The organism is Marinobacter azerbaijanicus, from assembly GCF_030250645.1.
Lineage (GTDB): Bacteria > Pseudomonadota > Gammaproteobacteria > Pseudomonadales > Oleiphilaceae > Marinobacter > Marinobacter azerbaijanicus.
Genome location: NZ_JASSVS010000004.1, coordinates 361364 through 382678, shown reverse-complemented (window position 1 = coordinate 382678; position 21315 = coordinate 361364). Strand labels below are relative to the sequence as shown.

The 21315-nt window shown below is 57.2% G+C and carries 17 protein-coding genes and 1 tRNA gene; 17 read left to right on the top strand and 1 reads right to left on the bottom strand.

What is annotated here, in order from left to right:
* Nucleotides 1-235 precede the first annotated feature (235 nt).
* Genes carA through greA form a run of 3 tightly spaced genes read left to right on the top strand, consistent with a single transcriptional unit; the run spans nt 236 to nt 5059 of the window.
* Nucleotides 236-1360 (top strand): glutamine-hydrolyzing carbamoyl-phosphate synthase small subunit, encoded by a 1125-nt coding sequence (carA, locus tag QPM17_RS10865; protein ID WP_285390739.1) that lies wholly within the window; start codon nt 236-238, stop codon nt 1358-1360.
* The gene (carB, locus tag QPM17_RS10860) at nt 1360-4575 is read left to right on the top strand and encodes a carbamoyl-phosphate synthase large subunit (RefSeq protein WP_285390738.1); all 3216 of its coding nucleotides are present in this window, start codon (nt 1360-1362) and stop codon (nt 4573-4575) included. Before carA ends, carB begins: the two co-directional genes overlap by 1 nt.
* Nucleotides 4576-4579: 4 nt before the next feature.
* A complete protein-coding gene (gene greA, locus QPM17_RS10855) occupies nt 4580-5059 on the top strand; it encodes a transcription elongation factor GreA (protein WP_285390737.1) in 480 nt (159 codons plus the stop codon).
* Between the two features lie 87 nt (nt 5060-5146).
* Here the strand turns inward: greA and yhbY are convergent, their stop codons facing one another.
* Nucleotides 5147-5458: a ribosome assembly RNA-binding protein YhbY gene (yhbY, locus tag QPM17_RS10850; RefSeq protein WP_137437277.1), complete on the bottom strand. Its 312-nt coding sequence runs from the start codon at nt 5456-5458 to the stop codon at nt 5147-5149.
* A 156-nt stretch (nt 5459-5614) separates the two neighbouring features.
* On the opposite strand from yhbY, the gene rlmE reads away from it, so the two are divergent.
* From rlmE to pnp, 14 genes are all read left to right on the top strand, one after another.
* Complete coding sequence (gene rlmE, locus QPM17_RS10845; RefSeq protein WP_285390736.1) at nt 5615-6235, top strand: 23S rRNA (uridine(2552)-2'-O)-methyltransferase RlmE; 621 nt, start codon at nt 5615-5617, stop codon at nt 6233-6235.
* A 154-nt stretch (nt 6236-6389) separates the two neighbouring features.
* A complete protein-coding gene (gene ftsH / locus QPM17_RS10840; protein WP_285390735.1) occupies nt 6390-8333 on the top strand; it encodes an ATP-dependent zinc metalloprotease FtsH in 1944 nt (647 codons plus the stop codon).
* A 93-nt stretch (nt 8334-8426) separates the two neighbouring features.
* A complete protein-coding gene (gene folP / locus QPM17_RS10835) occupies nt 8427-9260 on the top strand; it encodes a dihydropteroate synthase (RefSeq protein WP_285390734.1) in 834 nt (277 codons plus the stop codon).
* Nucleotides 9257-10600 (top strand): phosphoglucosamine mutase, encoded by a 1344-nt coding sequence (gene glmM / locus QPM17_RS10830; protein ID WP_285390732.1) that lies wholly within the window; start codon nt 9257-9259, stop codon nt 10598-10600. The genes folP and glmM overlap by 4 nt, the downstream gene beginning before the upstream one ends.
* A 74-nt stretch (nt 10601-10674) precedes the next feature.
* A complete protein-coding gene (gene tpiA, locus QPM17_RS10825) occupies nt 10675-11433 on the top strand; it encodes a triose-phosphate isomerase (RefSeq protein WP_285390731.1) in 759 nt (252 codons plus the stop codon).
* 49 nt (nt 11434-11482) lie between these two features.
* Nucleotides 11483-11857: a preprotein translocase subunit SecG gene (secG, locus tag QPM17_RS10820; RefSeq protein WP_285390730.1), complete on the top strand. Its 375-nt coding sequence runs from the start codon at nt 11483-11485 to the stop codon at nt 11855-11857.
* 7 nt (nt 11858-11864) lie between these two features.
* Nucleotides 11865-11949, top strand: a tRNA-Leu gene (locus tag QPM17_RS10815).
* Nucleotides 11950-12278: 329 nt separating this feature from the next.
* Nucleotides 12279-12740: a ribosome maturation factor RimP gene (gene rimP / locus QPM17_RS10810; protein WP_285390729.1), complete on the top strand. Its 462-nt coding sequence runs from the start codon at nt 12279-12281 to the stop codon at nt 12738-12740.
* A gap of 42 nt (nt 12741-12782) precedes the next feature.
* Nucleotides 12783-14276: a transcription termination factor NusA gene (gene nusA, locus QPM17_RS10805; RefSeq protein WP_285390728.1), complete on the top strand. Its 1494-nt coding sequence runs from the start codon at nt 12783-12785 to the stop codon at nt 14274-14276.
* Nucleotides 14277-14293: 17 nt separating this feature from the next.
* Complete coding sequence (infB, locus tag QPM17_RS10800; protein WP_285390727.1) at nt 14294-16879, top strand: translation initiation factor IF-2; 2586 nt, start codon at nt 14294-14296, stop codon at nt 16877-16879.
* Entirely contained in the window at nt 16879-17319 is a 441-nt protein-coding gene (rbfA, locus tag QPM17_RS10795) for a 30S ribosome-binding factor RbfA (RefSeq protein WP_285390725.1), read from the top strand. Before infB ends, rbfA begins: the two co-directional genes overlap by 1 nt.
* Nucleotides 17316-18236 (top strand): tRNA pseudouridine(55) synthase TruB, encoded by a 921-nt coding sequence (truB, locus tag QPM17_RS10790; RefSeq protein WP_285390723.1) that lies wholly within the window; start codon nt 17316-17318, stop codon nt 18234-18236. The genes rbfA and truB overlap by 4 nt, the downstream gene beginning before the upstream one ends.
* Before the next feature lie 92 nt (nt 18237-18328).
* Nucleotides 18329-18598 (top strand): 30S ribosomal protein S15, encoded by a 270-nt coding sequence (gene rpsO, locus QPM17_RS10785; RefSeq protein WP_285390721.1) that lies wholly within the window; start codon nt 18329-18331, stop codon nt 18596-18598.
* 302 nt (nt 18599-18900) lie between these two features.
* On the top strand, nt 18901-21024 hold the full coding sequence (gene pnp, locus QPM17_RS10780; protein WP_422732753.1) for a polyribonucleotide nucleotidyltransferase: 2124 nt from the start codon (nt 18901-18903) through the stop codon (nt 21022-21024).
* Nucleotides 21025-21315 lie beyond the last annotated feature (291 nt).

Genomic DNA, 21315 nt, shown 5'->3' with positions numbered 1-21315 from the left:
CCCGGAGGGGGCACCCAGCCATCGGCCGGTGTAGCGTCAAACCCAAATGAGCATGGACACAAAGCCTCATATTTCTTACAATGACGCGGTTTAACTGCACCAAGCGTAGCTTTGACAACGCTCTATAGAAAAAGCGGGACGGAGTTCAACTCCCTCTCGCTTTTTTGCGACCTGAATTTGCGCTTGCGTTCCTGTTCGTGACGAACCTGTACGCCACTCGATGAGGATACAAGCCTTGAGTACACCAGCCATCCTTGCACTCGCAGACGGAAGCCTGTTTTACGGCACCGCCATTGGCGCTGAAGGGGAAACCAGTGGGGAAGTGGTGTTCAACACCGCCATGACCGGTTACCAGGAAATCCTGACCGACCCGTCCTACTCCCGCCAGATTGTCACCCTTACATACCCGCACATCGGCAACACCGGTGTAAACGAAGAAGACATCGAATCTGATCGCGTCCAGGCTGCCGGCCTGATCATCCGTGACCTGCCGCTGCTTGTAAGCAACTGGCGCAGCACCGGTTCGCTGCAGGATTACCTGAAGACCAACAACATTGTCGGCATTGCCGATATCGATACTCGCCGTCTCACCCGCATCCTGAGGGACAAGGGTTCCCAGAATGGCGCCGTGGTTGCTGGTGCGGATGCCACCGCAGAACGGGCGCTGGAGCTGGCCAACGCCTTCCCCGGCCTCAAGGGTATGGACCTGGCAAAGGAAGTCACCGCAGAAAAAACCTGGACCTGGAGCCAGAGCGAGTGGAGCATCGACAGTGGCTATGGTGAGCGTACGGAATCGAAGTTCAAGGTGGTTGCCTGGGACTACGGCGTAAAGCTCAACATCCTGCGCATGCTGGCCGGCCGCGGCTGCGATATCACCGTAGTTCCCGCGCAGACACCCGCCTCAGAAGTGCTGGCAATGAATCCGGACGGTATATTCCTGTCCAATGGTCCCGGTGATCCCGAGCCTTGTGACTACGCCATCAAGGCCATCCGCGAAGTGCTGGAAACCGAAATTCCGGTGTTCGGCATCTGCCTCGGCCACCAGTTGCTGGCTCTGGCCAGCGGCGCAAAGTCGATCAAGATGGGCCACGGTCACCACGGCGCCAACCATCCGGTGCAGAACCTGAAAGACGGTACCGTGATGATCACCAGTCAGAACCACGGGTTTGCGGTGGATGAAACCAGCCTGCCGGATAACCTGGAGGCCACCCATAAATCCCTGTTTGACGATTCCCTGCAGGGCATTCGCCGTACTGACAAGCCCGCTTTCAGTTTTCAGGGACATCCGGAAGCCAGCCCGGGCCCCCATGACGTGGCGCCGCTGTTTGATGAATTTATTCGCCTGATGGAGGCACGTTGATGCCAAAGCGTACCGACATTAAAAGCATATTGATCCTCGGCGCTGGCCCCATCGTGATCGGGCAGGCGTGTGAGTTTGACTATTCCGGAGCCCAGGCCTGCAAGGCCCTGCGGGAAGAGGGGTACCGGGTTATCCTGGTTAACTCCAACCCGGCAACCATCATGACCGATCCGGTGATGGCCGATGCCACCTACATCGAGCCCATTACCTGGAAGACCGTTGAAAAGATCATCGAGAAAGAGAAGCCGGATGCGCTGCTGCCAACCATGGGTGGCCAGACCGCGCTGAACTGTGCCCTGGATCTGGAAAAGCACGGTATCCTGGAAAAGCACGGCGTGGAAATGATCGGCGCCAATGCCGATACCATCGACAAGGCTGAGGACCGTGACCGTTTTGACAAGGCCATGAAATCGATCGGTCTTGAGTGTCCGCGTGCCACCATTGCCCATTCCATGGCTGAGGCCTGGGAAGTTGCCGATGACATTGGCTTCCCCTGTATTATCCGTCCTTCGTTTACCATGGGCGGCTCCGGTGGGGGCATTGCCTACAACCGCGACGAATTCGAGGAAATCTGCACCCGTGGTCTGGACCTGTCGCCGACCAACGAGCTGCTGATCGACGAGTCCCTGATCGGCTGGAAAGAGTACGAGATGGAAGTTGTCCGCGACAAGAACGACAACTGCATCATCGTCTGTGCCATCGAGAACTTCGACGCCATGGGCGTGCACACCGGTGACTCCATCACTGTCGCGCCGGCCCAGACCCTGACGGACAAGGAATACCAGATCATGCGCAACGCCTCCCTGGCGGTGCTGCGTGAAATCGGTGTGGAAACCGGCGGCTCCAACGTACAGTTTGGTGTCAATCCGGATACCGGCCGTGTGGTGGTTATCGAAATGAATCCCCGGGTATCCCGTTCCTCGGCCCTGGCCTCCAAGGCTACCGGCTTCCCCATCGCCAAGGTCGCGGCCAAGCTGGCAGTGGGCTATACCCTCGATGAGCTGCGCAACGAAATTACCGGTGGTGTAACCCCGGCCTCGTTCGAGCCCAGTATCGATTACGTCGTCACCAAGATCCCGCGTTTTACCTTCGAGAAGTTCCCCCAGGCGGATGCCCGGCTGACCACCCAGATGAAATCCGTGGGTGAGGTAATGGCCATCGGCCGTACCTTCCAGGAATCCCTGCAGAAAGCCATGCGCGGCCTGGAAGTGGGTTCAGACGGCTTTGAAGAAAAGGTGGACCTGAGCACCACTGATGGCCAGGAAACCCTGACCCAGGAGCTGAACGTGCCTGGCGCTGAGCGCCTGTGGTATATCGGTGACGCCTTCCGTGCCGGTATGACGGTCGACGACGTATTCCGTAATACCCACGTGGACCCCTGGTACCTGGTGCAGATCGAGGACCTGATCCGCGAAGAGAATGCACTCAAATCTACCGGCAAGGCGGATATCGACCGCGATACCCTGTTCCGTCTCAAGCGGAAAGGCTTCTCCGATGCACGTCTGGCGAAGCTGCTGGGCATCTCCGAAGTCAGTATGCGCAAGCTGCGCCACGATATGAATATCCGTCCGGTTTACAAGCGGGTGGATACCTGTGCGGCGGAGTTTGCCTCCTCTACCGCGTACATGTACTCGTCCTATGAGGAAGAGTGCGAGGCGGATGCCTCTGACCGCGAGAAGATTGTGGTCATCGGCGGTGGCCCCAACCGCATTGGCCAGGGTATCGAGTTCGATTACTGCTGCGTTCATGCCGCCCTTGCGATGCGCGATGACGGCTATGAAACCATCATGATCAACTGTAACCCGGAAACCGTGTCGACTGATTACGACACCTCGGATCGTCTCTACTTCGAGCCGATTACTCTGGAAGACGTGCTGGAGATCATTAACGTCGAGAAGCCCAGGGGCGTGATTGTCCAGTATGGCGGCCAGACTCCGCTGAAACTGGCCCGGGGCCTGGAGGCGGCCGGTGTGCCCATCATTGGTACCAGCCCGGATGCCATCGACCGCGCCGAAGACCGGGAGCGCTTCCAGCAGATGATCGGCCGCCTGGGACTGATCCAGCCAGAGAACGCCACTGTCCGCAGTCACGAGGAAGGTATCCTGGCGGCGCGGGAGATTGGCTATCCGCTGGTGGTTCGGCCTTCCTACGTACTGGGTGGTCGGGCCATGGAGATTGTCTACGACGAAGAAGAGCTGGTTCGTTACATGCGCAATGCGGTGCTCGTCTCCAACGACAGCCCGGTATTGCTGGACCACTTCCTGAATGCTGCCATTGAGGTGGATATCGATGCCATCTGTGACGGCAAGGATGTGGTGATTGGTGGTATCATGCAGCACATTGAGCAGGCCGGCGTGCACTCCGGTGACTCCGCGTGCTCGCTGCCGCCGTACACGTTGCCGAAAGACGTGCAGGACGAAATGCGCGAAGCTGTGCGCAAGATGGCGATCGAACTGGACGTGATCGGGCTGATGAATGTTCAGCTGGCATGGCAGGATGGTCGGATTTACGTTATCGAGGTGAATCCCCGGGCTTCCCGGACGGTGCCATTCGTTTCCAAGGCTATCGGGGTTTCCCTGGCCAAGGTTGCGGCACGGGTAATGGCCGGAAAAACTCTGGCAGAACAGGGTTTTACCCAGGAAATTGTGCCGACGTATTATTCTGTCAAGGAGTCGGTGTTCCCGTTCAACAAGTTCCCGGCGGTGGATCCCATCCTGGGGCCGGAGATGAAATCCACCGGTGAGGTGATGGGCATTGGCGACAGCTTCGATGAGGCATTTGCCAAGGCTGCTCTGGCCTCTGGTGAGCGTTTGCCGGTGAAGGGAACAGCATTCATGTCGGTCCGTGACGTTGACAAGCCTGGTGCGGCCAAGGTGGCTCAGGATCTTGTGGATGCCGGTTTCAAGGTTATTGCCACCACGGGGACTGCCAAGGCACTGAAAGATGCAGGCATCACTGTTGACCGGGTCAACAAGGTTCGGGAAGGACGCCCGCACATTGTGGATGCCATCAAGAATGGCCAGGTGCAGCTGATTATCAATACCACCGAAGGGCGCAAGGCCATTTCCGACTCGGCGCAGATACGCCAGTCTGCCTTGCAGTCCAAGGTAACCTATACAACGACCCTGGCGGGTGGTGAAGCGTTCTGCAGGGCGATTATGTTCGGCCCCGAACGCACTGTACGCCGTCTTCAGGATCTACACGCAGGAAAGTAAGGCTATGGCTGACAGAGTACCCATGACAAAGGCGGGTGAAATCCGCCTCCGCGAGGAGCTTAAAAAACTCAAGTCCGAGGACCGTCCCCGGGTGATCGCTGCTATTTCCGACGCCCGTGAGCACGGGGATCTGAAAGAGAATGCGGAGTATCATGCCGCCCGCGAGCAGCAGAGCTTTATCGAGGGCCGCATCCAGGAAATTGAGGGCAAGCTGTCCGCGGCTCAGGTGATTGACGTCCATACAATTGAAAACACCGGTAAAGTGATTTTCGGTACCACGGTACATCTGCTTAACGTGGATACCGACGAGCAGGTGATCTATCAGATTGTTGGTGAGGACGAGGCCGACATCAAAGCCGGCAAGTTGTCTATATCTTCTCCGATTGCCCGGGCACTGGTGGGCAAGAGCGAGGGGGATGTGGTGGCAATCCGGGTGCCATCCGGCACTGTTGAATATGAAATCGAGCAGGTAGAGCACATCTGAGGCGCGACCTGCTTCGGGAGCCACAAAAAAGCCGGCTGGGAGATCCCGCCGGCTTTTTGGTTTTCGCGTCGGTAGGCCGAGACCGGCTCAGTGTTTTTGGCGGAGCAGGTTGGAGAGCTTGGGGTTGGGCTTTTTCGCCCGGCGCATGATAACGGCAATCTTGCCAATGGTTTGCACCAGCTCGGCCCCAGAGGCTTCACACAGGGCGGCAACCGCTTCCTGGCGGGCCTCGCGGTCCTGGCTGGCTACCTTGATCTTGATCAGCTCGTGGTCATTCAGGGCGCGTTCCAGCTCTTCCTGGAGCCCTTCTGTCAGGCCCTTGTCGCCAACAATGATCACTGGCTTCAGGTTGTGGGCTATGCCCCGGTACTCCCGGCGCTGTTCTGGCGAAAGACTCATTATGTAATCTCTTTATGGATGCGATTAACAAAACGTCAGCGGCGAAAGGGCCGACGATTACGTATAATCGCAGGATTGTAACAGATCGCCGGGCCGGTGAAATGGCAGTTACCACGTACCCGGCCCTGGGGTGAATTGTTTTTGTGGAGGTAGGTTTTGGCCCGTTCAAAAACCAGTGATCGCTGGCTCAAGGAACATTTTGACGATGTCTGGGTCAAAAAGTCCCAGGAAGACGGATATCGGTCCCGTGCAAGCTACAAGCTGATTGAGCTTGACGAAAAAGACCGGCTGTTCCGTCCGGGGCAGGTTGTTGTTGATCTGGGAGCCGCCCCCGGCGGATGGTCCCAGGTGGCGGTAGAGCGGGTTGGCGACAAGGGCGTAGTGATTGCCAGCGACATCCTCGAAATGAATCCGCTTGCAGGCGTTGAATTTGTTCAGGGGGATTTTACCGAGCAGTCGGTGCTGGATGAATTGCTGAAATTAATGGGTAGCCGACGGGCTGATGTTGTAATTTCAGATATGGCACCCAATATGAGTGGTATGGCGGCGGTGGATATTCCCAACGCTATGGGCCTGGTGGAGCTGGCGCTGGATATGGCGCAGCAGGTATTGAAACCAGGTGGAGTGTTCGTCGCCAAGGTCTTTCAGGGAGAAGGATTTGATGCCCTGCTGGCCGAGATGCGTAAAAGTTTTGGCACCGTTGTCAGCAGGAAGCCTGACTCCTCCCGGGCGCGATCAAGGGAGATCTACCAGGTGTGTAAGGGATTTAAGGGTTGACGCAGCCCCAGATCGCAAAGGCCATGGGAATGGAATTCCCTGCGGTGGTCGATACGGATAGGCCGAATCTGGTGGACGGGCGTACAATTGGTGTAAGGTGTCAGAAAAGGCTTTCTCCTGACGGGGCGATCCTTCAATTCACAGGTGATGATCCTTGAACGATATGGCAAAAAATCTGGTTCTCTGGCTGATTATAGCCGCCGTACTGCTGATGGTGTTTCAGAATTTTACTCCCACCACCACCGGCCAACAGGTAAATTATTCGCAGTTTGTGGAAATGGTGCAGGACGGACAGGTCCGTCAGGTAACCATTGACGGTCTGGAGGTTCAGGGTGTCCGTGGTGACGGTTCCCAGTTCCAGACTATCCGGCCCCAGCTGGCTGATCAGAAGCTGATGGACGATCTGCTGGCCAACCAAGTCGAAGTCATTGGCAAGGAGCCCGAGCGCCAAAGCCTCTGGACCCAACTGCTGGTGGCTGCCTTCCCGATTCTCATAATTATCGCCCTGTTCGTGTTCTTCATGCGACAGATGCAGGGCGGTGGCGGCGGCAAAGGGCCCATGTCCTTTGGCAAGAGCAAGGCCAAGCTGATGAGCGAGGATCAGATCAAGACCACCTTTGGCGATGTCGCCGGTGTGGATGAGGCCAAGGAAGACGTCAAGGAGCTGGTGGATTTCCTGCGGGATCCCAGCAAATTCCAGCGTCTTGGCGGCAGCATTCCCAAGGGCGTATTGATGGTGGGCCAGCCAGGTACTGGTAAAACCCTGCTTGCCAAGGCGATTGCCGGCGAAGCCAAGGTTCCCTTCTTCTCCATCTCCGGCTCGGACTTTGTGGAAATGTTCGTGGGTGTGGGCGCGTCCCGTGTCCGTGACATGTTCGAGCAAGCCAAGAAGCAGAGCCCCTGCATCATCTTCATCGACGAGATCGATGCGGTCGGTCGCCATCGTGGCGCCGGTATGGGTGGTGGTCACGACGAGCGCGAGCAGACCCTGAACGCGCTGCTCGTTGAGATGGACGGCTTTGAGGGTAACGAAGGCGTTATCGTGATCGCCGCCACCAACCGGCCAGACGTGCTGGACCCTGCGCTGCTGCGCCCGGGCCGTTTTGACCGCCAGGTTGTGGTCGGTCTGCCGGACATTATCGGCCGTGAGCAGATTCTGAAAGTGCACATGAAGAAGGTTCCACTGGCCGATGGCGTGGAGCCACAGCTGATTGCCCGTGGTACGCCCGGATTCTCGGGTGCTGATCTGGCCAACCTGGTGAATGAGGCTGCTCTTTTTGCCGCCCGCCGCAACCAGCGCCTGGTTTCCATGGAAGAATTCGAGCTTGCCAAAGACAAGATCATGATGGGCGCAGAGCGCAAATCCATGGTCATGAGCGAGAAAGAGAAGCGCAATACCGCCTATCACGAATCCGGCCACGCCATTGTCGGGCGGCTGGTGCCCGAGCACGACCCGGTCTACAAGGTGAGTATCATTCCCCGCGGCAGGGCATTGGGCGTCACCATGTTCCTCCCTGAGGAAGACAAGTACAGCCACAGCAAGCGCTTCCTGATCAGCTCTATCTGCAGTCTGTTCGGTGGCCGTATCGCCGAAGAGTTGACCCTTGGTTTTGACGGCGTCACGACCGGTGCTTCCAACGACATCGAGCGGGCAACGACCCTGGCTCGCAACATGGTTACCCGCTGGGGTCTGTCTGAAAAGCTTGGCCCGCTGCAGTACGATACTGACAGTGAAGAGCCGTTCCTGGGTCGCTCTGCCGGTCAGGCGCAGACAGTGTATTCTCCGGAAACGGCACAGCGGATTGACGAGGAGGTTCGCAACATTATCGATAGCTGCTATGAAACGGCGCGCCAGCTGCTGATTGATAATCGCGAAAAGCTCGACCTGATGGCTGAGGCCCTGATGAAGTACGAAACCATTGATCGCTTTCAGATCGATGACATCATGGAAGGCCGTGAGCCTCGCCCGCCAAAAGGCTGGGGCGATAATGGGCCTTCGGGAGGCGTTGCCGCTGATGAGCCGGAGCAGGCGCCTGCTCCGAAAGGCTCCGACGATGGACGTCAGCCAGGCGTTGGTCGCCCGGCCGGTGAGCACTGACCGGGTGTAACACCGCGTCAGAGATCACTAACCCAGATACGCCGCCCCGTCCGGGGCGGCGTTTGTTTTTGCAGGTTGCACTGAAGGTCGCTTATGCAAATGAACTTCGCGGGCCGAATTCTGGATATGTCTGGCTGTCACGTTATGGGAATACTTAACGTAACGCCTGACTCATTTTCCGACGGCGGTCGTTTTAACCAGGTTGATGCGGCGCTGGCCAGGGCCCGTGAAATGGCGGAGGACGGTGCGGTTTTTATCGATGTGGGCGGTGAGTCTACACGGCCCGGCGCGACACCTGTGCCAGTCGAGGAGGAGCTCGATCGGGTCTGCCCGGTGGTGGAGGCCATTGCCCGTGAACTTGATGTGATCGTGTCGGTTGATACCAGTTCACCGGCCGTTATGGGTGAGGTGGCAAAGCTGGGTGCCGGCATGATTAATGACGTCCGGGCGCTGCAGAGAGATGGCGCTGCGGAAATGGCTGCCAGGGCTGATATTCCTGTCTGTGTGATGCATATCCAGGGTGAGCCGGATTCAATGCAGGACGACCCTCGTTATCGCAATGTGAGGCGGGAAGTCAGCTCCTTCCTTACCGAGAGGATGCGGATCATCGAGAAGGCCGGAGTGCGGTCGGATAACATCATTCTGGATCCCGGTTTTGGTTTTGGTAAGTCTTTGCAGCATAATTTACAGTTGCTGGTCTCGCTGGAGCAGCTGCAGTTGCTGGGACATCCAGTGCTGGTTGGCATATCCCGCAAGAGCATGCTGGGTCATATCACCGGCCGCGACGTCAGTGAGCGCTTGCCCGCGAGCCTCGCTGCCGCGACAATATCGGCCATGAAGGGCGCATCCATTATTCGCGTTCATGATGTCAGGGAAACAGTCGATGCCGTCAAAGTGGTAGCGGCAATGGAGGAAGCTGGACGATGAGTGACAGAAAATACTTCGGCACGGACGGTATCCGGGGGCGGGTAGGTGAGTACCCCATTACGCCTGAATTCATGTTGCACCTGGGCTGGGCGGCTGGGCAGGCATTCAAGCGGGACGGCCAGCGTAACAGTGTGCTGATCGGAAAGGATACGCGCCTGTCGGGTTACATGTTCGAGTCTGCCCTGGAATCAGGTCTGTCAGCAGCCGGAGTGGACGTAAAGCTGCTGGGCCCCATGCCCACACCGGCTATCGCCTACCTGACCCGCACGTTCCGCGCCTCTGCGGGCATTGTGATCAGCGCTTCTCATAACCCGCATCAGGATAATGGCATCAAGTTTTTCTCGCCTGACGGCACCAAGCTTGATGATGCCCTGGAAGCCGAGATCGAACGTTGGCTGGACCGGCCGATTGAAGTCTGTGGAGCCAAGGAACTGGGTAAAGCGTTCAGGGTGGATGACGCTCCTGGCCGTTATGTGGAATTCTGCAAAAGTACAGTGCCCAACGAATTCTCTCTTGAGGGTTTGCACATAGTGCTGGATTGCGCCCATGGCGCCACCTATCACGTTGCTCCCAAGGTGTTCCGTGAGCTGGGTGCGACAATTTCCGTGGTTGGCGCAGATCCCGATGGACTGAACATCAACCTCAATGTGGGGTCCACGCACCTGGGTACGCTGCGACAGGCAGTACTGGAAAAACAGGCAGACCTGGGAATTGCCTTTGATGGCGATGGCGATCGGGTGTTGATGGTGGATCGTGACGGTTCTGAAGTGGATGGCGATGAGCTGCTGTACGTGATTGCCTCCCAGCGCCATGCTGCCGGTACCCTTAAGGGGGGCGTGGTCGGGACATTGATGACCAATCTCGGGGTTGAGCTGGCTCTCATGGAGCAGGGCATCGAGTTCGAGCGAGCCAAGGTGGGCGACCGGTACGTGATGGAGCGCCTGATCGAAAAAGGCTGGCTGCTGGGTGGTGAAGGGTCTGGTCACATGGTGATTCGTGACTGCACCAGTACCGGCGATGGTATTGTTTCGGCCCTGCAGGTATTGCTGGCCATCAGTCACGCTGACAGTTCGTTGGCGGACCTGCGCCGGGGTATGAGCAAGCTGCCACAGAAAATGATCAACGTGCGAGTCGACAAGCGTTTTGATCCCCTCGGGCGTGACGATATTGTCAGGGCGGTAGCAACAGCAGAGGCCAGGCTTGGTGGTGGTGGCCGTGTGCTGTTGCGGGCCTCGGGTACCGAGCCTCTGATCCGGGTTATGACGGAAGGGCAGGATGAGTCGGAAATTGTGAAGATTGCCGAGGAACTTGCTGTTGTGGTGGAGAATTCCCGGGCCTGATTTGTGCACAGGAGCAGTTGTCTGCTGTAAAAGACTGCTGTATAGTTCGCCCTCCCTTGATTCAGGGGTTTGTTATGCGCCGTAAGATCGTTGCCGGAAACTGGAAAATGAACGGGTCGAAGGACCTTGTGAATAGCCTGGTTGGTCAAATCCGGTCAGAGTTGGCATCGCTTGATAATGGTGTGGAGACTGTTATTATTCCTCCCGCCCTGTATGTCGGTGATGTTTTGAGTCAGGCCGGCGCCGCGCTGACTGTCGGCATCCAGAATGTTTCCTGCTGGGATTCAGGCGCCTACACCGGCGAAATATCCGCGGTCATGGCCAGGGACGCCGGTTGCAGTGTTGCGCTTGTAGGGCATTCAGAGCGCAGGCAGCTGTTCGGAGAAACCGACGAACAGGTTGCCGTCAAGGTCGGTAAGGCTTTGGCTTCAGGGTTGGACGCTGTTATCTGTGTCGGTGAGACCCTGGAAGAGCGGGAGGCAGGAAAGGCCGAGGAGGTTGTGTCCGCTCAGATCCGCAAGGCTGTCGCGGATGTCAGTAATGGTCAATGGTCGCAGGTTGTTGTTGCCTACGAGCCGGTATGGGCAATCGGGACCGGTAAAACCGCGACTGCTGACGACGCCCAGGCCATGCATGCCGCTATCCGTGGGGTGTTGAAAGAGCTCGGAGCTCCGGCGGAAGAGATAACGCTGCTTTACGGCGGCAGTGTAAAAGCGGATAATGCTGCCGCGCTTTTTGGTCAGCCGGACATTGATGGCGGCCTGATTGGTGGCGCATCGTTAAAGGCAGAAGATTTTGTAGGGATTTGCCGGGCCATGCCGGGCGAATCCTGAAAGTTAAAGGTTCGCAAAAGCCATTAGCACAAGTTATTAGAGAGACATTATGGATTGGGTAGAAACACTGGTTGTCGTTCTGCACGTGGTCATCGCGGTGGCACTGGTGGGTCTGGTGCTCATCCAGCATGGTAAGGGTGCGAATGCCGGCGCCGCGTTCGGGGGCGGAGCCTCCCAGACAGTATTTGGCAGCGAGGGCAGCAGCAGTTTTCTGACCCGGGCAACAACTTTGCTGGCCATTGTGTTTTTTGTGACAAGTTTTTCGCTGGCTGTATTTGCCAAGCAGCGTGCCGAAGTGGCAGGCGAGGCGGGTATTCCTGTTGTTGAGGAATCCCGTTCCGACGCCGGGCAGGCTGAGAGTGAAGCAGCGACTGAAGGCGAAACCGGGCGCGGGGATGAGAATGAACTCCCCGAGCTCGAGTAAGAGTGATGCCCAGGTGGTGGAACTGGTAGACACGCTATCTTGAGGGGGTAGTGGCGAAAGCCGTGCCGGTTCGAGTCCGGCCCTGGGCACCATATAGTAGAAAAACGGCTTGGACTTACCAGGCCGTTTTTTTGGTCAGTCCTTGACCAGCAAAGCCGGCATCTCTATACTCCGGCGGATATTGGAGCAGGCTCCGGGCACTATTTGCCCTGCCGGTTCCTGGCAGGCCAGGTGTCTGTCAGCAGGGGGTGTTTTACTGTGGTTATCCCCTGTGAGTTCTTGCAACAAAGGGCCCCACTTTTCAGGGGCTTTTTGATTAAGGGGCCTGGCGCATCAGGCCCTGGTGCATAAAAAGGGCTGATCAACAGCCCTTTTTTTGTTTTTGGGGTCGAAAAAAACGAGTAACGGAGACGCAATAGCCTTGTCAGCCAAGTTGAAGCAGCTGGAAGAAATACTCAGGCCGATCGTGGAAGGTCTGGGATACGAGTTTTGGGGCATTGAATTTCGGTCCCAGGGGCACCATTCCCTGTTAAGGATTTTTATTGACGATGCCGAAAACGGCATCGGCATTGAAGACTGTGAAAAAGTCAGCCGCCAGGCGAGCGGCGTGATGGATGTGGAAGACCCCATTCAGACAGAATATACCCTGGAGGTCTCGTCTCCGGGCATGGATCGGCCGTTGTTCCGACTGGAGCAGTATGAGGCATTCGCCGGCCATCAGGTCCAGATCAAATTACGGATGGCATTTGAGGGGCGTCGCAAGTTTCAGGGCCTGATTAAAGGTGTTGAGGGCGAAGACGTTGTCGTGGTTGTTGATGATCATGAATACCTGCTGCCATTCGATAGCATCGAGAAAGCCAACATCGTTCCAGTATTTGAATAAGTCAGTGGACGCAAAGTTTATTTTTAAGGGCAGGGCAATCCAATGAGTAAAGAGATCTTGCTGGTGGTTGAATCCGTCTCGAACGAGAAAGGTGTCGAGAAGGATGTGATCTTTGAAGCGATCGAGCTGGCACTCGCCACCGCTGCCAAAAAAAGGTATGACGACGAAGAGGCGGATATCCGCGTTTCCATCGACCGTCGCACCGGCGAATATGAGACTTTCCGCCGCTGGCTGGTGGTTGATAACGACGCTGTGCCGGCTCTTGGCACCGAGCTCACCATGCAGGAAGCCGAGGAAATCGATGAGAACCTGCGCCCCGGAGATATCTACGAAGAGAAAGTGGAGTCTGTTGCCTTCGGACGTATCGGCGCCCAGGCCGCCAAACAGATCATCTTCCAGAAAGTGCGGGAAGCAGAACGCTCCAAGATTGTCGACAGCTATCGCGACCGGGTCGGCGAACTGGTTTCCGGTACCGTAAAGAAAGTGACACGGGATAACGTCATTGTGGATCTGGGTGCAAACGCCGAAGCCCTGCTGCCCCGTGAACACCTGATCCCACGTGAGACATTCCGCATGGGTGACCGGGTCCGCTCCCTGCTGCAGGAGATTCGTACCGATCATCGCGGCCCGCAACTTATTCTGAGCCGTACCGATCCGCAAATGCTGATCGAACTGTTCCGCATCGAGGTCCCGGAAATCGCCGAGGAATTGATTGAAATCCGTGGCGCTGCCCGGGATCCCGGCTCAAGGGCCAAGATTGCAGTCAAAACCAATGATCGCCGGATCGATCCGGTTGGGGCCTGTGTCGGTATGCGGGGTTCCCGTGTACAGGCGGTTTCCAATGAGTTGGGTGGCGAGCGTGTTGACATCGTGCTCTGGGACGATAACCCCGCACAGCTGGTCATAAACGCCATGGCGCCTGCGGAAGTGGCTTCCATCGTGATGGACGAAGATCGTCATACCATGGAAGTGGCGGTTGCCGAGGACAATCTGGCGCAGGCTATCGGCCGTAACGGGCAGAATGTTCGCCTGGCGACGGAGCTGACCGGCTGGACACTGAACGTAATGACCGAGGAAGAAGCCGGCCAGCGTCAGGAACAGGAATACAACACCTTGCTGGAACACTTTACCAGCAACCTGGATGTGGACGAGGAATTTGCAGGAGTCCTCATAGAGGAAGGGTTTACGTCCATCGAGGAAGTGGCATACATCCCCATGGAGGAGATGCTTGCTATTGAAGGCTTTGACGAAGAGACCGTCACCGAGTTGCGTCGCCGTGCCAAGGATGCCTTGTTGAACCAGGCCCTGGCGAGTGAAGAGGCACTTGAGGGCGCGGAGCCCGCAGAAGATCTTCTGGCAATGGACGGTATGGACCGCGGCCTGGCATTCAAGCTGGCCGGCAAGGGTATCCGTACCATGGAGGATCTTGCCGAGCAGTCTGTTGATGATCTGCTCGACATCGAAGGAATGGAAGAAGAGCGTGCCGGCCAGTTGATTATGGCTGCACGCGCCCCCTGGTTTGAAGACCAGGCTTAATCGGGAGGAGGACCAGTATGGCTGATGTAACGGTAAAACAACTGGCCGCAGATGTAGGCGCTCCCGTGGATCGTTTGCTGCGACAGATTGTGGAGGCTGGCCTTAAGGCTCGCTCCGAGGAAGATTCTGTCACCAGTGATGAGAAGCAACAGTTGCTGACCTATCTGAGAAAGAATCACGGTGAGAGTGAGGCCGAGCCGAAAAAAATCACTCTCAAGCGCAAGACAACAACCACGCTGAAAGCGGGCCGTGCAAAAACGGTCAATGTTGAGGTTCGCAAGCGCCGTACATATATCAAACGTGCCGAGCTGGAGCCGGAAGCGGCCAAGCAGGAAGAGGCTCCAGCGGAGCAGCCTGCCGCAGCACCGGAAGAAACGCCAGCGGTAGCGGCTCAACAGGCACAGCCTGAAGAAACATCGAAGCCGGAAGCGGCGGCTTCAGAAACGCCTGCGGAAACATCAGAAGCCGAAGAGAAGCCGGCAACTGAAGAAAAACAGGGCGACAAAGAGAAAGAAGCAGCGAAGGTGGCTGCCGAGCAGGAACCGTCAGCGGTTCCCGCACCGGAAGACATGCCGATCCCGCCCCCTGAAGAAGGCGAAGGCAAGGATCGCAAGCCGAAGAAAAAGAAAGAAAAAGCTCGTGAGCGCGGCGACGAGCCGGACGAGGGCAAGCCCAAGAAGAAGTCCGCAGGGCATCGCGGCCCGCGGAACCGTCCGGTTGACGAACCTCTTGTTATTAGTGAAGAAGAGGAAGACACCACGCTGCGCAAGCCACTTCGTGCGAAAAAGAAACCCAAAGAGAAGCGTCACGCTTTCGAGAGGCCGACCAAGCCAATGGTAAGAGAAGTCGATATTCCCGAAACGATCACTGTGGGTGATCTTGCCCAGCGGATGGCTGTTAAATCCGCCGACGTCATCAAGAAACTGATGGGCATGGGGGTAATGGCGACCATCAACCAGGCCCTTGATCAGGAAACCGCCGTGCTGGTCACCGAAGAACTCGGTCACAAGCCGAACCCCGTCAGCGAAGATGCATTCGAGGAAGAGGTACTGAGCGAGTTTGTCTTCGAAGGCAAGGAAAAGACCAAGCGTGCACCGGTAGTGAGCGTGATGGGTCATGTTGACCACGGCAAGACCTCATTGCTGGACTACATCCGCCGCACCAAGGTGGCTTCCGGTGAGTCCGGTGGTATCACCCAGCACATCGGCGCCTATCACGTGCAAACAGACCACGGCATGGTGTCCTTCCTGGATACTCCGGGTCACGCCGCCTTTACGGCCATGCGTGCACGGGGTGCTCAGTGTACCGATATCGTCATCCTGGTTGTGGCAGCTGATGACGGCGTGATGCCGCAAACCAAAGAGGCGGTGGACCATGCCCGCTCAGCGGGTGTTCCGATCGTTGTCGCCATCAACAAGATGGACAAGGAAGGGGCCGATCCTGACCGCATCAAGACTGAACTGGCCGGTATGGAAGTGATTCCGGAAGACTGGGGCGGTGACGTCCAGTTTATTCCGGTATCCGCCCACACCGGAGACGGCATCGACGATTTGCTTGAAGCGTTGTTGCTGCAGGCCGAAATCCTTGAGTTGGAGGCGTCTCCGGATGCACCGGCCAAGGGTGTGGTTGTCGAGTCCAGCCTGGAGCGCGGTCGTGGTTCAGTGGCCACTGTGCTTGTCCAGAACGGCACCTTACGCCAGGGCGAAATGGTTGTCGCCGGTGGTTTCTTCGGCAAGGTTCGCGCCATGACCGACGAGGCTGGTAAACAGGTCAAGGAAGCCGGGCCTTCCATCCCGGTGGAAATCCTGGGCCTGAACGGTACTCCGAATGCGGGTGATGAGTTCTTCGCAGTAGCCGACGAGAAGAAGGCGAAGGAATTGGCAGAGTTCCGCCAGAGCCGCGAGCGGGAACAGCGCCTGCACAGACAGCAGGCTGCCAAACTCGAGAACCTGTTCGAGAACATGGGCAAGGACGAGGTCAAGACCCTCAACGTGGTCCTCAAGACCGATGTTCGTGGTTCACTGGAAGCCATTACCAAGTCGCTGAAGGATCTGGGCAACGAAGAAGTCCAGGTCAAGATCGTGTCCTCAGGCGTTGGCGGTATTGCCGAGACGGATGTGAGCCTGGCTATGGCCACCAATGCGGTTATCTTCGGCTTTAACGTGCGTGCAGATACAGCCGCGAAGCGACTGGTCGAGCAGGAAGGCCTGGATCTGCGCTACTACAGCATCATCTACAATCTGATTGATGATGTGAAGGCAGCTCTGACCGGCATGCTGGCGCCGGAATTCCGCGAGGATATTGTAGGCATCGCCGAAGTGCGTGACGTATTCCGTTCACCGAAGTACGGCCAGGTGGCCGGTTGTATGGTGATCGAAGGTACGGTCTACCGTAACAAGCCTATTCGTGTTCTGCGGGACAACGTGGTTATCTTCGAGGGCGAGCTGGAATCCCTGCGTCGCTTCAAGGATGACGTACCGGAAGTCCGTAACGGCATGGAGTGTGGTATCGGCGTTAAGGGTTACGACGTGAAAGTCGGTGACCAGATCGAGGTGTTTGATCGCGTCCGGGTCGAGCGCAAGCTTGAGTCTACGGGGGCCTGATGCCAAGAGAGTTCAGCCGGATTGATCGCATAGGCGATCAGATGCAGCGCGAGCTGGCCCAGCTTATCCAGCGGGAGGTCAAAGACCCGCGGGTAGGCATGGTCACGGTCAATGCCGTCAAGGTGAGTCGTGATCTGGGCTACGCGGATATATACGTGTCTTTGCTCACCACTGAGGAACTGACAGAGGAATCACCTCAGGTAAAGGATTCCCTGGCAGTACTGAACAAGGCTTCCGGCTTCCTGCGTGGCCAGATCGGCCGCGCCATGAAGTTGCGGGTGACACCCCAGCTGCGTTTCCATTTCGACACGCTGCTCGGACATAGCCGCCATATGGACAGCCTGATTCGCGAGGCGGTTGGCGACAAGCCTGCGGTCGACCGTAGTGAGGAGGCGGATGACGACAACGCCTCCAATGACGATTCGGAGCGAGACGCTTGAGTCGACGCCGCAAAGGCCGTGATGTAAACGGCATCCTGGTCATCGACAAGCCCATGGATATTACATCCAATGGCGTCCTGCAGCAGGTGAAACGCCTGTTTGGTGCAGCCAAGGCTGGCCATACAGGCGCTCTGGACCCGCTGGCCACTGGCGTATTGCCGCTGTGTTTCGGTGAGGCCACCAAATTTTCCCAGATGATGCTGGACAGCGACAAGGCCTATATCGCCACTGCGCGTTTGGGTGTCCGTACCGAAACCGGTGACAGTGAAGGTGCGGTGGTGGCTGAAAAGCCGGTGCCAACGGGACTGGACGCTGAAACCCTGGAGCCGGTCCTTGACCAGTTCCGTGGTGAAATCCAGCAGGTTCCATCCATGTACTCCGCGCTGAAGCACAAGGGTCGTCCCCTGTACGAATATGCGCGGGAAGGCATTGAAGTGGAGCGCCCGTCCCGTCCGGTCACCATCTACGAACTGAAACTACTGGAAGTGCGTGACACCGAGATCGACATCGCAGTCAGTTGCACCAAGGGCACCTATATCCGTTCGCTGGTGGAAGATATCGGCGAGGTGCTTGGCTGTGGGGCTCATGTGACCGCACTGCGTCGGACCATGGCGTCGGGGTTCACACTGGCCGACGCCTGCGCGGTCAGCACTCTGGAGGCCATGCGTGAACAGGGTGAGAGTCTGGATGGCCTGCTGGTGGCCCCGGACGCGGCTCTGTCCATGTTCCCGGAACAGGAACTGGAAGGCAGTGCGCTGGTATCGATATTGAACGGACAACCAGTTAGAATATCGGGTCAGCCAGTTGAAGGATACGTTCGCCTCTATGGCAACGGACGCTTCGTCGGGCTGGCGGAAGGATTCCCGGAAGGGGAGGCCACCAAACTGGTGCCTCGTCGTCTGGTGAAGAGCAGCTGACAACCGTTTTACAATGGTTGTGGCTGATTAGCCGGGCTGTAGAGATGCGTGGTTCGGCCGAATTCAATAGCATCGCGACAATGAGGTGAGTTATGGCACTTTCTGCCGATGAGAAAGCACAGATCGTTAAGGATTTTCAGCAGGGTGAAGGCGATACCGGTTCTCCTGAAGTTCAGGTTGCACTGTTGAGCCACAACATCAACAAGCTGCAGGATCACTTCAAGACCAACAAGCAGGATCACCATTCCCGCCGCGGTCTGATCCGGATGGTTAACCAGCGTCGTAAACTGCTGGATTACCTGAAGCGCAAGAACGCAGACCGCTACCTGGAGCTGATCCAGCGTCTGAACCTGCGTCGCTAGTCCGGTAGTAATTATCGGCCGGCGGGGCATTTGCTCCGCCGGTTGTGCTTCTCTCCTGCATCGTGCCTGTCAGTGAACTCTGAAGGAACTCCCTGTCGTATTGGAAAGCCGAAATTGATAGCAGGTTGTTGAAAAGCCCGGCCCCACGAGATCTTTCCTGGCCCGGGGTTTTACAACAGCCTGTTAGCTTTCAGACGGGTTGCTCTTCAGTTCATCAGTTCAGGCGTTGATGCATTTAAAACGGATAATCCGCAGGGGCGGGTTGTCTGAGTCAATTTGAAATGATGAATTCAGGAGTTACCGTGGATCTTAATCCCGTAAAGAAAACGTTTGAACTTGGCGGCAAGACCGTCACTATCGAGACTGGCCGTATTGCCCGTCAGGCTACCGGCTCCGTGCTGGTTACCGTTGATGATATTTCGGTACTGGGCACTGTGGTTGCTGCCAAGGAAGCCAAGCCCGGTCAGCCGTTCTTCCCGCTGACCGTCAACTACTTCGAGAAGACCTATGCCGTGGGCAAAATCCCGGGTGGTTTCTTCAAGCGTGAAGGCCGTCCGTCCGAGAAAGAAACCCTGACATCCCGCCTGATCGACCGCCCGATTCGTCCGTTGTTTCCCAAGGGGTTCATGAACGAAACCCAGGTCATCACCACCGTGATGTCTTCCAGCAAGAACCAGGACCCGGATATTGCCGCCATGCTGGCCGCCTCTGCCGCCCTGTCCATCTCCGGTATTCCGTTTGACGGTCCGATTGGTGCCTCCCGCGTTGGGTACACCAACGAGCGGGGCTATTTCCTGAACCCGACCTTCGAAGAGCTGGAAACCTCCCTGCTGGACATGGTCGTTGCCGGTACAGAAGATGCGGTTCTGATGGTTGAATCCGAAGCCAAGGGCCTGATCGAAGACCAGATGCTGGGCGCCGTACTTTATGGTCACCAGGAAATGCAGACCGCGATTACCGCCATCAAGGAGCTTGCTGCTGAAGTAGGCAAGCCTCGTTGGGAGTGGCAGCCGGAGCCTGAGAACACGGAGCTTCTCAATGCGGTTAACGCCGAAGCCGCGGCAGCCATCGAGGAAGCTTACAGCATCCGCGACAAGATGGAGCGCTACGCACGCCTGGGCGAAATCAAGACCGCGCTGGTTGAGAAGCTGGCGGGCGAAGAGGAAGGTCAGCCTTCTGCGGATGACGTAAAGAAGTACTTTGCCAAGGTTGAGAAAACCATCGTTCGCCAGCAGGTTATCGAAGGCAAGCCACGCATTGACGGCCGTGACAACAAGACTGTCCGCCCGATTGAAGTGGAAGTTGGCATTCTGCCCAGCACTCACGGTTCTGCCCTGTTCACCCGTGGTGAAACCCAGGCCATTGTGACCACAACACTGGGCACTGCCCGTGATATGCAGATTATCGATGCCCTGGAAGGTGAGCGTAAGGATCCGTTCCTGTTCCACTACAACTTCCCTCCGTACTCCGTCGGCGAAGCCGGTCGTGTCGGTACGCCGGGACGTCGTGAAGTCGGCCATGGCCGCCTGGCGAAGCGTGGTGTGGCTGCGGTTATGCCTTCCATGGAAGAATTCCCGTACACCATCCGTGCGGTTTCCGAGATTACCGAGTCCAACGGCTCCAGCTCCATGGCGTCTGTCTGTGGCTCCAGCCTGGCGCTGATGGATGCGGGTGTGCCCATCAAGGCACCGGTTGCCGGTATCGCCATGGGTCTGGTCAAGGAAGGCGACAAGTTCGCGGTTCTGACCGACATCCTGGGTGACGAGGATCACCTCGGCGATATGGACTTCAAGGTAGCGGGTACGTCTGAAGGTATCACTGCGCTGCAGATGGATATCAAGATCCAGGGTATTACCGACGAGATCATGGAAATTGCCCTCGACCAGGCCAACACTGCGCGCCTGCACATCCTGGGCGAAATGGCGAAGGTGATTTCCGCGCCGCGTAAAGAGCTTTCAAGCCGCGCGCCGAGCATCACCACCATCAAGATCAACCCGGAGAAGATCCGTGACGTTATCGGTAAGGGCGGTTCTGTGATCCGTTCTATCTGTGACGAGACCGGTGCCTCCATTGATCTGGATGATGACGGCAACGTGAAGATCTATGCCGACAACCAGGATGCAGCCAATGCTGCGATGAAGCGGGTCATGGAAATCACCGCGGAAATCGAAGTGGGTGCGATCTACAGCGGCCGCGTTGAGCGCATTGTGGATTTCGGTGCTTTCGTCAACATCCTGCCTGGCAAGGATGGTCTGGTGCACATCTCCCAGATCTCTGACCGTCGCATCGAGAACGTCACCGACGAGCTCAGCGAAGGCCAGGAAGTTCTGGTGAAGGTGCTGGACGTTGACAACCGTGGACGCGTAAAACTGTCCATGAAAGAAGTAAAGGAAGGCGAGCAGCCCACGGATCTCTCCGCGCTGTAAGGTTCTTGCTTCCGTAGGTCGGATTAGCCACAGGCGTAATCCGACAAAAAAGCCCGCCGCTCTCTCGAGTCTGGCGGGCTTTTTCGTTTTTCAGACTATGGACTTTGGTGCTAGAGCACGCCGGGCAAGGCTGTTCAGGAAACGCCACAAGCACGTCCATGTGGGCTCGGGCTCCGCCATCCATGGCTCCGCACGTTCCTGAACAGCCTTGCCCGGCGCGCTCCCCAGATCTGTCGTTACCGCTAACAAATACCTCCTCACCCGTAGGTCGGATTAGGCAAAGCCGTAATC

What these genes read in the sequence shown, in the direction of transcription:
- carB (WP_285390738.1), top strand. Translation starts at nt 1,360, where the DNA reads ATGCCAAAGCGTACCGACATTAAAAGCATATTGATCCTCGGCGCTGGC.
- greA (WP_285390737.1), top strand. Translation starts at nt 4,580, where the DNA reads ATGGCTGACAGAGTACCCATGACAAAGGCGGGTGAAATCCGCCTCCGC.
- yhbY (WP_137437277.1), bottom strand. Translation starts at nt 5,458, where the DNA reads ATGAGTCTTTCGCCAGAACAGCGCCGGGAGTACCGGGGCATAGCCCAC.
- folP (WP_285390734.1), top strand. Translation starts at nt 8,427, where the DNA reads ATGCAAATGAACTTCGCGGGCCGAATTCTGGATATGTCTGGCTGTCAC.
- glmM (WP_285390732.1), top strand. Translation starts at nt 9,257, where the DNA reads ATGAGTGACAGAAAATACTTCGGCACGGACGGTATCCGGGGGCGGGTA.
- tpiA (WP_285390731.1), top strand. Translation starts at nt 10,675, where the DNA reads ATGCGCCGTAAGATCGTTGCCGGAAACTGGAAAATGAACGGGTCGAAG.
- secG (WP_285390730.1), top strand. Translation starts at nt 11,483, where the DNA reads ATGGATTGGGTAGAAACACTGGTTGTCGTTCTGCACGTGGTCATCGCG.
- nusA (WP_285390728.1), top strand. Translation starts at nt 12,783, where the DNA reads ATGAGTAAAGAGATCTTGCTGGTGGTTGAATCCGTCTCGAACGAGAAA.
- infB (WP_285390727.1), top strand. Translation starts at nt 14,294, where the DNA reads ATGGCTGATGTAACGGTAAAACAACTGGCCGCAGATGTAGGCGCTCCC.
- rbfA (WP_285390725.1), top strand. Translation starts at nt 16,879, where the DNA reads ATGCCAAGAGAGTTCAGCCGGATTGATCGCATAGGCGATCAGATGCAG.
- rpsO (WP_285390721.1), top strand. Translation starts at nt 18,329, where the DNA reads ATGGCACTTTCTGCCGATGAGAAAGCACAGATCGTTAAGGATTTTCAG.